Origin of the sequence: Paenibacillus sp. IHB B 3415, assembly GCF_000802655.2 — a bacterium.
In the GTDB taxonomy this organism is placed as follows: Bacteria; Bacillota; Bacilli; order Paenibacillales; family Paenibacillaceae; genus Paenibacillus_AQ; species Paenibacillus_AQ phytohabitans.
Genome location: NZ_JUEI01000007.1, coordinates 20705 through 32703, shown reverse-complemented (window position 1 = coordinate 32703; position 11999 = coordinate 20705). Strand labels below are relative to the sequence as shown.

At 47.5% G+C, this 11999-nt stretch carries 15 protein-coding genes; 12 read left to right on the top strand and 3 right to left on the bottom strand.

Features of this window, described 5'->3' with window-relative positions; genetic code table 11:
• The first annotated feature begins 183 nt into the window (after window positions 1–183).
• The gene (locus tag QW71_RS04220) at window positions 184–954 is read left to right on the top strand and encodes a hypothetical protein (RefSeq protein ID WP_235441386.1); all 771 of its coding nucleotides are present in this window, start codon (window positions 184–186) and stop codon (window positions 952–954) included.
• 63 nt (window positions 955–1017) lie between these two features.
• Here QW71_RS04220 and QW71_RS04215 read toward each other — a convergent pair whose 3' ends face one another.
• Complete coding sequence (locus tag QW71_RS04215; protein WP_039293736.1) at window positions 1018–1299, bottom strand: hypothetical protein; 282 nt, start codon at window positions 1297–1299, stop codon at window positions 1018–1020.
• A gap of 77 nt (window positions 1300–1376) precedes the next feature.
• On the opposite strand from QW71_RS04215, the gene QW71_RS04210 reads away from it, so the two are divergent.
• The gene (locus QW71_RS04210) at window positions 1377–1745 is read left to right on the top strand and encodes a MerR family transcriptional regulator (RefSeq protein WP_039293735.1); all 369 of its coding nucleotides are present in this window, start codon (window positions 1377–1379) and stop codon (window positions 1743–1745) included.
• Between the two features lie 64 nt (window positions 1746–1809).
• On the opposite strand, the gene QW71_RS04205 is transcribed toward QW71_RS04210, so the two are convergent.
• Window positions 1810–2301, bottom strand: a complete 492-nt coding sequence (locus tag QW71_RS04205; protein WP_268794599.1) for a GNAT family N-acetyltransferase — start codon at window positions 2299–2301, stop codon at window positions 1810–1812.
• Window positions 2302–2462: 161 nt separating this feature from the next.
• Between QW71_RS04205 and QW71_RS04200 the strand changes: the two genes are divergently transcribed.
• The 5 genes from QW71_RS04200 (at window position 2463) to QW71_RS04180 (ending at window position 5332) form a co-directional block, all read left to right on the top strand.
• Complete coding sequence (locus QW71_RS04200) at window positions 2463–2849, top strand: hypothetical protein (protein ID WP_039293732.1); 387 nt, start codon at window positions 2463–2465, stop codon at window positions 2847–2849.
• A gap of 24 nt (window positions 2850–2873) precedes the next feature.
• Window positions 2874–3137, top strand: a complete 264-nt coding sequence (locus QW71_RS04195) for a hypothetical protein (protein ID WP_039293728.1) — start codon at window positions 2874–2876, stop codon at window positions 3135–3137.
• Between the two features lie 44 nt (window positions 3138–3181).
• On the top strand, window positions 3182–3784 hold the full coding sequence (locus tag QW71_RS04190) for a phosphotransferase enzyme family protein (RefSeq protein WP_039293725.1): 603 nt from the start codon (window positions 3182–3184) through the stop codon (window positions 3782–3784).
• A 41-nt stretch (window positions 3785–3825) separates the two neighbouring features.
• Window positions 3826–4743: a hypothetical protein gene (locus QW71_RS04185; protein WP_039293723.1), complete on the top strand. Its 918-nt coding sequence runs from the start codon at window positions 3826–3828 to the stop codon at window positions 4741–4743.
• Window positions 4744–4972: 229 nt separating this feature from the next.
• Window positions 4973–5332, top strand: coding sequence for a hypothetical protein (locus QW71_RS04180; protein ID WP_039293719.1), 360 nt, complete (start codon window positions 4973–4975; stop codon window positions 5330–5332).
• Between the two features lie 85 nt (window positions 5333–5417).
• On the opposite strand, the gene QW71_RS04175 is transcribed toward QW71_RS04180, so the two are convergent.
• Entirely contained in the window at window positions 5418–5804 is a 387-nt protein-coding gene (locus tag QW71_RS04175) for a helix-turn-helix domain-containing protein (RefSeq protein ID WP_047013617.1), read from the bottom strand.
• 128 nt (window positions 5805–5932) lie between these two features.
• Here QW71_RS04175 and QW71_RS04170 point away from each other — a divergent pair, with 128 nt between their 5' ends.
• The 5 genes from QW71_RS04170 (at window position 5933) to QW71_RS04150 (ending at window position 11951) form a co-directional block, all read left to right on the top strand.
• On the top strand, window positions 5933–7042 hold the full coding sequence (locus QW71_RS04170) for a Gfo/Idh/MocA family protein (protein ID WP_052769885.1): 1110 nt from the start codon (window positions 5933–5935) through the stop codon (window positions 7040–7042).
• A gap of 127 nt (window positions 7043–7169) precedes the next feature.
• A complete protein-coding gene (locus QW71_RS04165) occupies window positions 7170–8327 on the top strand; it encodes a copper amine oxidase N-terminal domain-containing protein (RefSeq protein WP_039293717.1) in 1158 nt (385 codons plus the stop codon).
• Between the two features lie 211 nt (window positions 8328–8538).
• On the top strand, window positions 8539–9426 hold the full coding sequence (gene murQ, locus QW71_RS04160) for an N-acetylmuramic acid 6-phosphate etherase (RefSeq protein ID WP_039293714.1): 888 nt from the start codon (window positions 8539–8541) through the stop codon (window positions 9424–9426).
• 26 nt (window positions 9427–9452) lie between these two features.
• On the top strand, window positions 9453–10871 hold the full coding sequence (locus QW71_RS04155) for a PTS transporter subunit EIIC (protein WP_039293710.1): 1419 nt from the start codon (window positions 9453–9455) through the stop codon (window positions 10869–10871).
• Window positions 10872–10898: 27 nt separating this feature from the next.
• Entirely contained in the window at window positions 10899–11951 is a 1053-nt protein-coding gene (locus tag QW71_RS04150; protein WP_039293708.1) for a DUF871 domain-containing protein, read from the top strand.
• The last annotated feature ends 48 nt before the right edge of the window (window positions 11952–11999 follow it).

The window sequence follows — 11999 nt, the reverse complement described above, 5'->3', positions numbered from 1 at the left end:
AAGATTGTTGTATGAAATACAAGAATAATTCTGCTAAGCTGCTTGGAAGAGGAGAAATCCTGCCTATTGTACAACAATTTTGGATTTGGGCCGATTAATTGAGGGAAATGTTGTATTGTGTGCAGGATTTCAATAGGTTACCTCATGTTCAGCTACATAAATCCATGGAGTGAGGAACAAGCTATGGATGAGGTGGTCTATATGCCATTATTAAGCAAAGGTCCGGCAATAATCTTATCCCTGTTACTCACGCTTGCTGCATCCTCTACAGCTATTAATGCGCAAAGTTTGCCCGAGTCCCCTGAACAATTGGAACAATTGGAACAACTGGAGCTTCGCCTGAAGCAGCTTGAGCCGCGCGAACCCGTTACCATTATGTACTCGCCAGAGGAAGCAGAGGCTGCGGCTCACCAGCCTACAGATACAATATCCATTTCCGGAGTGATTAAGGAAGGTATTAGAATTCCTTACTTTATCATAAAGAATGACCCTCTCTATCAGAGACCTGTGTATGAAAAGCACTGGCATAGCACTTATAGTGGAGGAAGATGGAGTTACATGCCTACGCGGATACAATACGCACTCCACCGGTTATTTACAACCTACGACATTGGTCTATCCAGCCAATACGATTTCCAGCAGAATGTAGGCATTCAATTCCCGCTGTTTCAGAACAAAACGGATCTGGATCTGTATATCATTGCTTTTCAAACGGAGATTACAGCTGTGTATACCAAAGGGAATCAGGTAGTTGTCACAGGTACCCCTAAACATGCTGGCGTTCAAGTCGCAACTATCAAAACAGGCGATCTGCATCCCTCTGATCTCAAGAAGGCATTGCGCATTCAATTATCCACTCCGCAAGGTGATGAATTGGATTATTCATACATCGGCTACGCCCAGCCGGATTTCTGGTCACAGCAATTACAGAAGCTTAAAGGGCGGGAACAATAAAAGGAGTGTAGCATATCAAGCGCCGGGAAGCGGGAGTATCCGCAGGTACCGGCGCTTGTTGCTTTAAAAAAGGGTGTAACTGAAATATAAGTATAGCGAGAGTATGCAGCGGACCAGCACATGAAGAGGATGGGTATGACCCTGAAGCACGTAACCGTTGCGAAGTGCGCAGCAAAGTAACACGATCAGCCCAAACGGTAGAAAAAGCGGATGAAAAGGTGTACAGAGCAGCGCTAATGAACCAAGAAGGTTAGCTGCTGTCAGTGATAATTGAAGGTTCCGGCGTTTGATGATGGCGGCGGCACCCATGAGTAGTGCGTACATTACAATTAGGAGATAGATCATTCTTGTTCCTCCTTGCAGTGGGATATAATACGAGTTAATCACATGGGGTTAACCCCATGGCAAGGGGGCGGAGGACGATGCAGATTGGAGCGTTTGTCAGAGAGATGGGGACAACGGCGGATACCGTGCGCTACTACATGGAGCTGTCTTTGCTGGGACCGGAGCTTAAGGGGAACCGTTATTCTTTTGGAGAGAAGGAAGTCCGGGATTTCCAGGCCATCGCACAGCTGAAGCAGTGGGGCTTTGCGGTGAAGGAGATTCAATGTCTGTTCAGACATAAGGCGCGATCCGGCTGCGGGACAGCAGGAGTGCTCCGCTTCGCCCGTGACATGCTGCAGGAACGTGTGCATGCCATTGACAGCAGTATAGCGGAGCTGGGCAGGCAGCGGGATGGGGTTCTGGTGAATCTGGCTGAGGTGGAGGCGGTGCTGGGGCGGGTGGAATAATAGTGCAACTCATGCTCATAGCTTGCGGATTGCCGGGGTAGATTTAGAAGATATCCGCTCCTCATTAATCACTCCACTTACCCCGCATCAGCTTCATACACACCTGGGGTTCCTCATCAACGCTTCTGCAGGGTTCACACACCTCAAATCCAAACTTGCGCACACTGGCTATTGATGCAGCATTTTGGGGATGGGTCAGGATATAAATACAATCCACGTTAAGATGCTCGAAGCAGATTTTGATGAGTACAGGTAAGGCTTCCGACATATACCCCTGTCTCCAATACTCTTTCCAGATATCATAGCCGATCTCGACTTGTTGAAGCTCACGATCCCAGTAATGATAGCCGCAGGTCCCGATGAATGCATCCGTTTCAATATCAAACATGCCGTAACGGTGATGGCCTTTTCCCTCTGGGTTGGCGTAATGTTCAATGATTTCTATGACTTCTTCATAGCTACAGGGCGGTTCGCTGAAATGTTTGCACATCTCCGGATCTGAGAATTGTCTATACACTACATCAATGTCCTCTACATTCAGCAAGCGGAAGTGCAAACGTTTTGTATTAAAAGGTTCTGATAATTTCAGAATTTTCGCCCCTCTTCAAAAATAACTATATACATACATTTATTATGTTTTGTGGCATTAAAGTTGTCTATGATAATCTTGGCTATTATATGGACCGGACATTACTCATCGGAAGCGAGGAAAGAGGCATGCTCTTATTCAGCTCAGCAATAGTATTTTCCGCGTTGATTTGTATTATCATTCTTTTTCAGGCTGCGTTGGCTATTGGTATGCCATGGGGAGAGTTCGCGATGGGTGGAAAGTTCCCCGGGAAGCTTCCAGCGCCAATGCGTGCGGCTTGTCTGGTTCAGATTGCAGTCTTGGCTTTCCTGGCGCTGATTGTGCTGAGCAAGGCGGGGATTATACTTCCGGGTTGGCTTGAATTTGCAGCTGTGGGCATTTGGTTTGTAGTTGGTTTTTCAGTACTTTCATCCATCTTGAATATCATTACACGGAGTGTTCGGGAGAGAAGAATTTGGGCACCGGTCAGTGTGATGATGCTTATTACTAGTTTAATAGTCGCTATTGCAGTCTAACTAAGTCACCGGAGGCCTACTTAAATGGAAAATGCTATAAAGGACATTTTTGATCAAAAAGATATTATGCGTATTGCTGCAAGCCGTTATGGAATCAACCCTGATTACTTAACTTACATAGGCGGGTTTCAGAACTTCGTATATGAATATCAGCGGAGCGGTGGGGTGTATATTCTAAGAATTACGCCAGGGATGCACCGGACTGCTGAGCAGGTTAGAGCCGAGCTGGACTGGATTATGTATCTGACCCGCAACGGAATTTCAGCATCGGCTATCCCGAATGCCTGAACGATAACGCAACCTATGAGGAGCTGGGCCGGATTACAGGGAAGATGCATGCGCTTGCCAAGCGGTATGACCATCCGGATGCCACTGTGCGGCGGCATGACTGGAATCTTAATTATTATCTGCAAAATATAGATATCCTGCCCCCCTCGCACCATCGCGTAAGAGAGACTTATTACAGCATCATCGATACTCTCCAAGAGTTACCCAAGGACAGAGAGGTTTACGGACTTATCCATGGGGATATGGGGTTCGGGAATTTCCATGTGAGTGAGCAAGGTAAGATCACGTTATTCGATTTCGATGAGGCGCAGTACAGCTGGTTTGTAGAGGATATCGCCATTCAGCTATATTATCTGGTCTATGTATACGGCGGGGAAGAGGGCCGGGACAGCCGTGAGGAACAGGCACTTCGGTTTATAGACCATTTCATGAAGGGGTACAGCCGGGAGAACACCTTGGAGCAGTATTGGCTGGAGCAAACCCCTGTATTCCTCAAGCTTAGAGAGCTGATTGTTTACATCGGGGCATACCGGAATTTCGACGGTGACGAGACATTCAGTTCATCAGATAATGAATGGTTCAAGGATTGGATCAGCGAAAGCAGAGAGAGGCTTGAGCATAACGAACCTATTGTTAATGTATGGTAAAATGAGAGCTATATCCGAGGAACTCTGAAAGGTGTGTGCTTATGAGACAGACCAGGTTTACGAAAAGTGTAGCAGCCGCGCTCGGCTCAGCAATGCTATTGACGGGTGCCGGGATTACCGTCCTTGGTGCCTTCCCGCAGTATACAGAGGCAGCGGCGGTGAAGCCTACGGCAGCATTCAGCTTATTTGAGCAAAGAGTGAAGAAGTCTTCCACGCTCAGTCTTGCCCAGGCGACCTTAGTCAATCGTATTAGTCAAATGACGCAGGCAGAGGCCAATCTGGCCGTTTTGCATCTGGAAAATGCTTTGAAAGCTTATCTGCCCACAGCCACCAAACGCATGAATACGCCTGCCATTCAACAAGATATCAAAAGCATATACACCTCCGGCATGACCATGGTGCTGGCGCGCTCCAAGGTGAAACTGTTCGATTCACGCGTTGTACTGCAAGACTTGATTGCCATGGACTATAAGCTGGGAACGGACGGCGGCCGGTTTATTCCGCTCATTCAGTACAAGAGCTTCAAAGTATTCAAGCCGTACATCAGCCAAGATCTGCAGGCTTATATTGATCTGATGGCAGCAGAGTCGGAGCAGCCGTCTGTGATTAACGGGACTTTACAGGTGGACTGGTACCAAGTCGTGGAACGGGCAGTGCAATATGAAGCCTTTGTACAGACCTACAAGAACTCTAACCGTAATGCGGCGATGAAAAAAGCTTTTGAAGTATCCAAAAGGTATGTGTTCTACGGAACCCCCAATACCCCGTTGTTCGAGCAGAAGACACAGGTCATCAATGAAGAAGCGGTAATCGCTTATGAGAATACCCTTTCCGAAGCCGGTCCTGAGCAGACCGATGGCAGCAGGCTGCTGACACAGCTTGGTGATTTCCTGTTGCTTCTGGAGAAGAACGGCGATAAGAAAACGCAGGCAGTGATTGATTTTCTGGGAGCTATGTGAGTTGAGCGGTGAAATAATCATGATCTATTTATAGATTTGTAGAGAAACCGGGCTGTTTCCAACGCAGCTCCGGTTTTTTTGTATGCATTTTTGGCTGATAAGACCCACAATGCATAGTATCCTATAGGCCGGAAGCGTCATTAATCACAGAAAAGGAAAACGTTTACAATTATAATGTAAGCGTTATCTAAATGCTGTGTACATTATTACGCAAAGGGAGGAAGAAGACTTGAGTTTACACAAGGTTTCCTTTAACATGCTAGTAATTATGGGTTTTAGCATTCAGTACGCATTAATGCATCTTTTTTCTGCAGGCGAGGTCATTGCCATTTCATCGGCTGAGCTTATTATTTATATGGTGTTCACTTTTGCCGGACTGGGCCGGTTCTTTCAACGCAGAAGACAGGTGCTGAATGAGCAGGGCTGCGGGTCGGCCGGGCTTTTTTTCAGCGTATTATGGACGGTTTCGCTCTGTTCACAGTTCCGGAAAGAGAACTACCCGGACGCACTGACAATCATTAATTCACTAGGCTTGTCTGCTGCCGGGCTGATTCTGATTACCGAAATTGTTATCTTATTTAAGGCTTAAGGTACATAGAGTGATCTGATCTGGAGGATGCGTAATCCGCCGCTGAAGGAGCTTCTGTCATTTTAGATGACAGAGGTTTTTTGATTTATTCAATCCCCGTGCGGGTGTCCCGCTTTACTGTATTAACAAACCGTTTGCCCCATTCACAAAGCGGATCAAGAACCATCCTGAGTGACCGTCCGCTGTCCGTCAGCTCATAGACCACTTTAGGAGGCACTTCCGAGAATACGGTCCGGAGAATAAGCCCGTCTGCTTCAAGCTCTTTGAGCTGCTGGGTGAGCATTTTTTGGGTGACCGGTGACAGCGTGCGCAGCATCTCCCCGTTGCGCAGTGCTCCTTGCTCGGCCAGCAGGCAGAGAATCGCTGTTTTCCACTTGCCCCCGATCCGCTCCAGGGTGGCTTCGGTAGGGTTCTGGTACTTTGTATTGCCGGTTATAGCGTTGGGATTCCCCTCATTAGGCTCAAATGTCATAATCATCGATCTCCTTCAACGTACCCGAATGGTAACTATATCACGAAAAAGTGCGTACTTTTTTGTTTTGATTATAACGGTTATATTCAATCGTGTCAGTACAACGCTAAATTAGGAGGTAATAACATATGGCTATGGGGACAAGAAATTCATGGGGAGCAGGAATCGTCGGAGCAGGCGGATGGGGTGGACTGGCTCATATTCCTGCGCTCGCAGCGCTTGAGGCATATGAGGTGAAGGCCGTAACCGGCACTCGGGTAGAGAGTGCACAGGCGGCGGCTGAGCTCCACGGCATCGGCTCTTATTATACAAGTACATCGGAGATGGCGGGGCAGGCCGGAATTGACGTAGTGGTGGTAACTGTAAAAGTGCCCGAACATGACCTGCTGCTCCGCGAAGCCTTGAATGCCGGCAAACATGTGTACAGTGAATGGCCGCTTGCCAGGAACACTGCGGAGGCGGAAGAACTGCTTGAACTCGCGGAAGAACGGGGAGTGAAGCATGTAGTGGGTCTTCAGGCACGGGGCAATCCAACTGTCCGCTACATCAGGGACTTGGTTGCTGAAGGAGCTATTGGCCGTGTATTGGCTGTGAATACGATCGTTACCCTGCCTGTGTTTCCGACATCGAACGGGACAGTGGATCTCGCACATGTCTATCTGCTGGATGAAGCTAACGGGGCAGATCAACTGACGATTGGTGCGGCACATGTGCTTGATGCAATTGAATATATGGTAGCGCCGTTCGTTGAGGTGTCCGGTAGGCTGGATACGCAGTACCCTGAGGTTCTCATTCTTGAGACGGGTGAATCAGTGACCGCAAATGCACCGGATCACGTGCTCGTTAACGGGAAGCTGGCACAGAATGCACTTGTTTCGGCCCAGTTCGTTAATGGCGGTGCACCTGGATTTACGCTGCGAATCATCGGAACCGGGGGTGAACTGGTCATCACTCCGAGGGATCAGCTGATGTTTCAGATGGACCGGCTGAAGCTTCAGCTCGTCCGAACTTCCGGTGAGACGGAGATACTGGAAACGCCGGATGTGTATGCTTCACAGGTACATCAGCTGTCTCCCGGTCCCGGGTACAATGTGGCTCATCTCTATGCCCGATTGGCGCAGCGGCTTGACGGGGAAGAGGTGGAATTGCCCGATTTCACCCAGGCGGTCCGCGTGCATCGTCTGATGGATGCGATCCGTAAGGCAAGCGCTTCGGGTGTCCGTCAAGAAGTGAGATAACTAATACTTACTGCCCGTCCCGCTTTCCTGACTTTTCTCAGTCTACCATTTAATTTTTGTATTCTATCTGCTGTATGCTATGATTTGAGATATGGTATTTTCTGAGAAAGGAAGGGGCGGGCTCTTTATGATTACTTTTAAAAAAATTCTGCAGATCATTGGTCTTAGTGTTCTTGTAACGGGTGTTGTTCATCCCCCCGCTATGGAAGCAGCAGCTACTAGTACAGCACAGACCGCGAACTTACCGGCTATCCGTATCTATTTGAACAACTCGCAGATCACCTCCTCAGCAGGAGGAGCCACCCTAATGAATGGAACCGTAATGCTCTCGCTGGACATGCTCTATGTCAGGGGGACAACGGTCAGTTACGATGAACATTCGAAAATGATCACCATCGGGAATCTGTTCACGAAGGGCAGCATGAAGATCGGGAGCCGCATTGCAACGGTAAACGGGAAGCAAATCACGTATTCTGCAGCCTTCCAGCAGGTGAATAAGCAGCTCTACATCCCACTGCGATTCGTGAATGATGCCATTGGCGGCTCGCTGAAATGGAATGCGGACAGCCGGGAGGCGCTCATCAGCTATCCTGAATATGTCGGCGACGGCCAGACCAGCAAAGACGCGTATTTCTTAAACGGGGTGGACGGCACTTTATATAAGCGGGATGCAGCAGGAGTGGTTCACTCTATGGGCGCCTCTACAGCCAAGCTTGAACCTTATTATATTGCGGGTACACGGCTGACATCGGTGAAGATTTCAGAAGATGCGGATTTGGTGACGATTCAGAATTCGAGCGGTGAACCTTCGGTCAACCTGACGGTATTCAACCTTTTTGTCAAAAAAGGGGCCATCCTGCGCCAATCGACTGCCCATTACTGGCAGTTCTCCCCTCTGGAGCTGAAGTCATATGGCGGTAACGCTGTTATGAACGACGGCCACACAGTCCGGCTGATTGCGTCGGATGCTTCCGTCCTGCAAACCTGGAACGTTTCGAAGCTGGCAGATACGCCGGATCAAACCTACGCCATTGAAGCCATAGGCGAGAATTATCTGGTTGCCCGCTCCTCACAAGAAGGCTTCCTGACGTTAATTGATATCGGAGCTAACCGGGCAATCCTCCTCTACAAGGAATTCGGAATTGACCCGTTGGATATGACGGGATTTAAATACGATGGGATTGAGTTCGCAGGGAGTAATGATGATAAATCAGAATTGCGGTTCAAGTTTACAGGCAGTAAGAAGGAAAGTAAGACTTTTATGTACCGGTTGGGTGCAGATTAATTGGCGGATAAAAGGACAATATATATAGCGTATGAAACAAGCTCCTGTGTTCATCACAGAGGCTTGTTTTTTGCGTATTCATTTTTTTCGGAATATTCCATAATGATATTTTATTTTAACTAAATAAAATTAATATTGAAATAATATTTCAGTGATGTTATTCTTCACTTAGAGAGCGATTTCATAAACAGAAAAGGATGATGAGGAAATCATGTTAGAGCATTTGACAACAGAGACCCGCAATAAGAAAACAATGAATCTGGATGAATTAACTCCTCTTGAACTTCTGGAAGTGATGAATGAAGAAGATCACAAGGTCGCACAAGCGGTTAAACAAGAGATTCCGCAAATTGCCAAAGCAGTAGAAGTGATTACCATGGCGATCAAACAAGGCGGACGCTTAATTTATATGGGGGCTGGAACAAGCGGACGTATCGGCTTATTGGATGCTGTTGAATGTCCGCCAACCTTTGGAACAACACCAGAGGAGGTCATCGGGCTAATTGCCGGGGGAGAGAGGGCGTTTATTAAAGCGGTCGAAGGTGCAGAGGACAACGAACAATTAGGGGTGCAGGATTTACAGGATATTAAGCTGACAGCCAAAGATGTTGTCGTCGGAATTGCCGCCAGCGGACGCACTCCATATGTTATCGGCGGATTAGAATATGCCAATTCTATAGGTACACCAACTGTAGCCGTGAGCTGCAACAAGGATTCAGCGATTGGTAAAATAGCCAGGATTGCGATTGAAGTCGTAAACGGACCGGAAGTATTGACCGGGTCAACACGTTTAAAGGCCGGTAGTTCGCAGAAATTAATCTGCAATATGCTGTCTACAGCTTCGATGATCGGTACTGGGAAAGTATATGGAAATTTAATGGTGGATGTACAGTTAACCAATGAAAAGCTTGTTGAACGTGCCAAACGGATTGTTATGGATGCGACAGATTGTGACGCTGAAACGGCAGAGAGTGTTCTGAAGCAGGCAGATCAAAAACCGAAAATTGCCATTGTGATGATTCTTGCGGGGCTAACTAAGGAAGAAGCTGTGCAACGGCTGGAAGAATCACATGGCTTCGTCCGTCAGGCGATTCAATAATACGATAAGAAGAAAGGGGCAAAAACATGAGTAAATATCATGATTTAGCGGTCAAAATACTAGGGGCTATCGGTGGCCGTGCGAATGTATCCTCTTATACCCATTGCATGACCCGTCTTCGTGTAACGGTTGTGGACCGCAGCCGGATCGCCGAAGCAGAGTTGAAGCAAATCGACGGGGTTCTGGGTGTGGTGGATGATGAAACGTATCAAGTCATTCTCGGACCAGGAGTCGTGACCAAGGTAGCTGAAGAATTCGGTAAAGTGTTGGAAGACAGCGGGCCTGAGGGCGATCCTTCAACTTCGGCGGAACAATTACAGGCCAAAGGCGCACAAATGAAAGCGCAGCTTAAAAAGAAGAATGATACTCCGTTCAAAAACTTTTTACGGAAGATCGGGAATATTTTCATACCGCTTATCCCTGCGTTTGTTGGAGCCGGTTTAATTGCGGGTATTGGCTCGATTCTTGCTAACAATATTACAGCAGGCAACTTAGACACTGCAACCTGGCAGCAGTATGTAACGATCTTAAATGTTATCAAAAACGCAATTTTCAGTTACCTGGTGATTTATGTCGGTATTAATGCAGCTAAAGAATTTGGAGCTACTCCTGCGCTTGGTGGCGTGATCGGCGGGGTGACGCTCTTAACAGGGGTTACAGCTGACCTGCCCATCTTTAATATATTTACTGGTGCACCCTTAACGGCAGGGCAAGGTGGGGTTATCGGCGTTCTAATCGCCGTATGGATTCTATCCATCGTGGAGAAATATTTGCGTAAAGTGATTCCGGATGCCGTTGATATTATTGTTACGCCTACAATAGCTTTACTAGTCGTGGGTCTGATTACGATATTTTTCATTATGCCATTCGCCGGATTTATTTCCACCAATTTAATTGGAGCTATCAACTGGACGCTAGAGGTTGGCGGTGCATTCTCAGGCTTCGTATTAGGAGCAGCGTTCCTTCCGCTTGTTATGTTAGGACTGCATCAGGTATTGACGCCGATTCATATTGAGATGATCAATGATTCAGGGATGACGCTGTTGCTTCCGATGCTGGCTATGGCTGGTGCGGGTCAGGTTGGGGCTTCCATTGCATTATGGATTCGCTGCAAGAAGAATAAATCATTAACAAACATGATTAAAGGCGCACTTCCGGTTGGTATTCTGGGGATCGGCGAGCCATTGATTTATGGGGTTACCTTGCCGCTGGGCCGGCCGTTTATTACAGCTTGTATTGGCGGAGGGATTGGCGGTGCGGTTATTGGCTTATTCGGCAACGTTGGAGCGATTGCCATTGGTCCTTCCGGGGTTGCGTTAATTCCCTTGATCGCCAATGGATTATGGCTGAAATACGTCATAGGATTAATTGCGGCTTACGCTGGCGGATTTATTGCCACTTATCTCTTCGGCACACCCAAAGAGGCTATGGCAGAACAGGATTAACTGATTCGAACTTTTGAGGTGATTCCATTGCTCGGAATTTCAATTTTTGTGGCGGACCGCACGTTAGAAGACAACGTCAAGTATATGGAACAAATGAAGGCTGCAGGCTGTACGGAGATATTCACCTCTCTTCATATGCCGGAAGATGATATCGGACAATTGAAGGAGAAATTGCTGGAGATCGCAGACGCTGCCCGGCGGTTAGGAATGGACCTGATGGCGGATATTTCCGGAAAAGCATTGGAGAAATTTTCATTTCCCTTTCTATTAGAAGCTGGTGTTACAGGTTTGCGGATGGATTTTGGATTTAGCGCCGATGAAATTGCAGCCTACTCACACAAAATGAAAATTGCCTTAAATGCCAGCACCTTAACCCCAGAGTTCTTGGCTGACTTAAAAGAGCATCATATTTGTCTTGAGAATACCCAGGCCTGGCATAATTATTATCCCCGCCCGGAGACAGGTCTGGATAAAGAAGCATTTATAGCGAAGAACAGATGGCTGCAGGCGGAAGGCATTACGACAATGGCCTTTATTCCGGGAGACGGGCTGAAGCGAAAACCGTTATTTCAAAGCTTGCCTACCTTAGAGAAGCACAGGAATCAATCTTCTTTTTTAGCTTATCTGGAATTAGAGAAGGATTGCGCGGTGGACAAAATTTTCGTTGGCGATTTAACCCTTTCAGAAGGGTCTCAGATTCAATTTCAGCGGTATGAAGATGGGACTATTCCTTTGCGGGTAATCAAAGAATTGCCTTATGCCCTATGGGATAAGGTCCACCTGAACCGCCTGGACGCTGCCCGTGATGTAGTTCGCTCAGAAACTGCCCGGACAGATCAGGAACGTTTTGTAATGACCCGAAGTATCGCGCCTATGCATACGAACAAGCGGCCTAGAGGAACGATTACCGTCGATAATTATTTGTATGGCCGCTATGAACATGAGTTACAGATCACATTAAGAGATCTGCCGGCACATGAAGCTGTTAATGTGATTGGCCATGTGATAGAAGAGGACCTTCCTCTATTGGACTACGTGAGACAAGGCGGAAGGCGCTTTAGCTTCACAGCTGCTACTTAATGATTACTCCCCTCTATTTTGTTACAATAAGGAGAATAGACTGAGGAG

Coding starts and splice junctions, on each gene's coding strand:
- QW71_RS04200 (WP_039293732.1), top strand. CDS start 2,463: ATGCTCTTATTCAGCTCAGCAATAGTATTTTCCGCGTTGATTTGTATT.
- QW71_RS04190 (WP_039293725.1), top strand. CDS start 3,182: ATGCATGCGCTTGCCAAGCGGTATGACCATCCGGATGCCACTGTGCGG.
- QW71_RS04155 (WP_039293710.1), top strand. CDS start 9,453: ATGAGTAAATATCATGATTTAGCGGTCAAAATACTAGGGGCTATCGGT.
- QW71_RS04185 (WP_039293723.1), top strand. CDS start 3,826: ATGAGACAGACCAGGTTTACGAAAAGTGTAGCAGCCGCGCTCGGCTCA.
- QW71_RS04215 (WP_039293736.1), bottom strand. CDS start 1,299: ATGATCTATCTCCTAATTGTAATGTACGCACTACTCATGGGTGCCGCC.
- QW71_RS04210 (WP_039293735.1), top strand. CDS start 1,377: ATGCAGATTGGAGCGTTTGTCAGAGAGATGGGGACAACGGCGGATACC.
- QW71_RS04170 (WP_052769885.1), top strand. CDS start 5,933: ATGGCTATGGGGACAAGAAATTCATGGGGAGCAGGAATCGTCGGAGCA.
- QW71_RS04175 (WP_047013617.1), bottom strand. CDS start 5,804: ATGACATTTGAGCCTAATGAGGGGAATCCCAACGCTATAACCGGCAAT.
- QW71_RS04220 (WP_235441386.1), top strand. CDS start 184: ATGGATGAGGTGGTCTATATGCCATTATTAAGCAAAGGTCCGGCAATA.
- QW71_RS04195 (WP_039293728.1), top strand. CDS start 2,874: ATGGAAAATGCTATAAAGGACATTTTTGATCAAAAAGATATTATGCGT.
- QW71_RS04165 (WP_039293717.1), top strand. CDS start 7,170: ATGATTACTTTTAAAAAAATTCTGCAGATCATTGGTCTTAGTGTTCTT.
- murQ (WP_039293714.1), top strand. CDS start 8,539: ATGTTAGAGCATTTGACAACAGAGACCCGCAATAAGAAAACAATGAAT.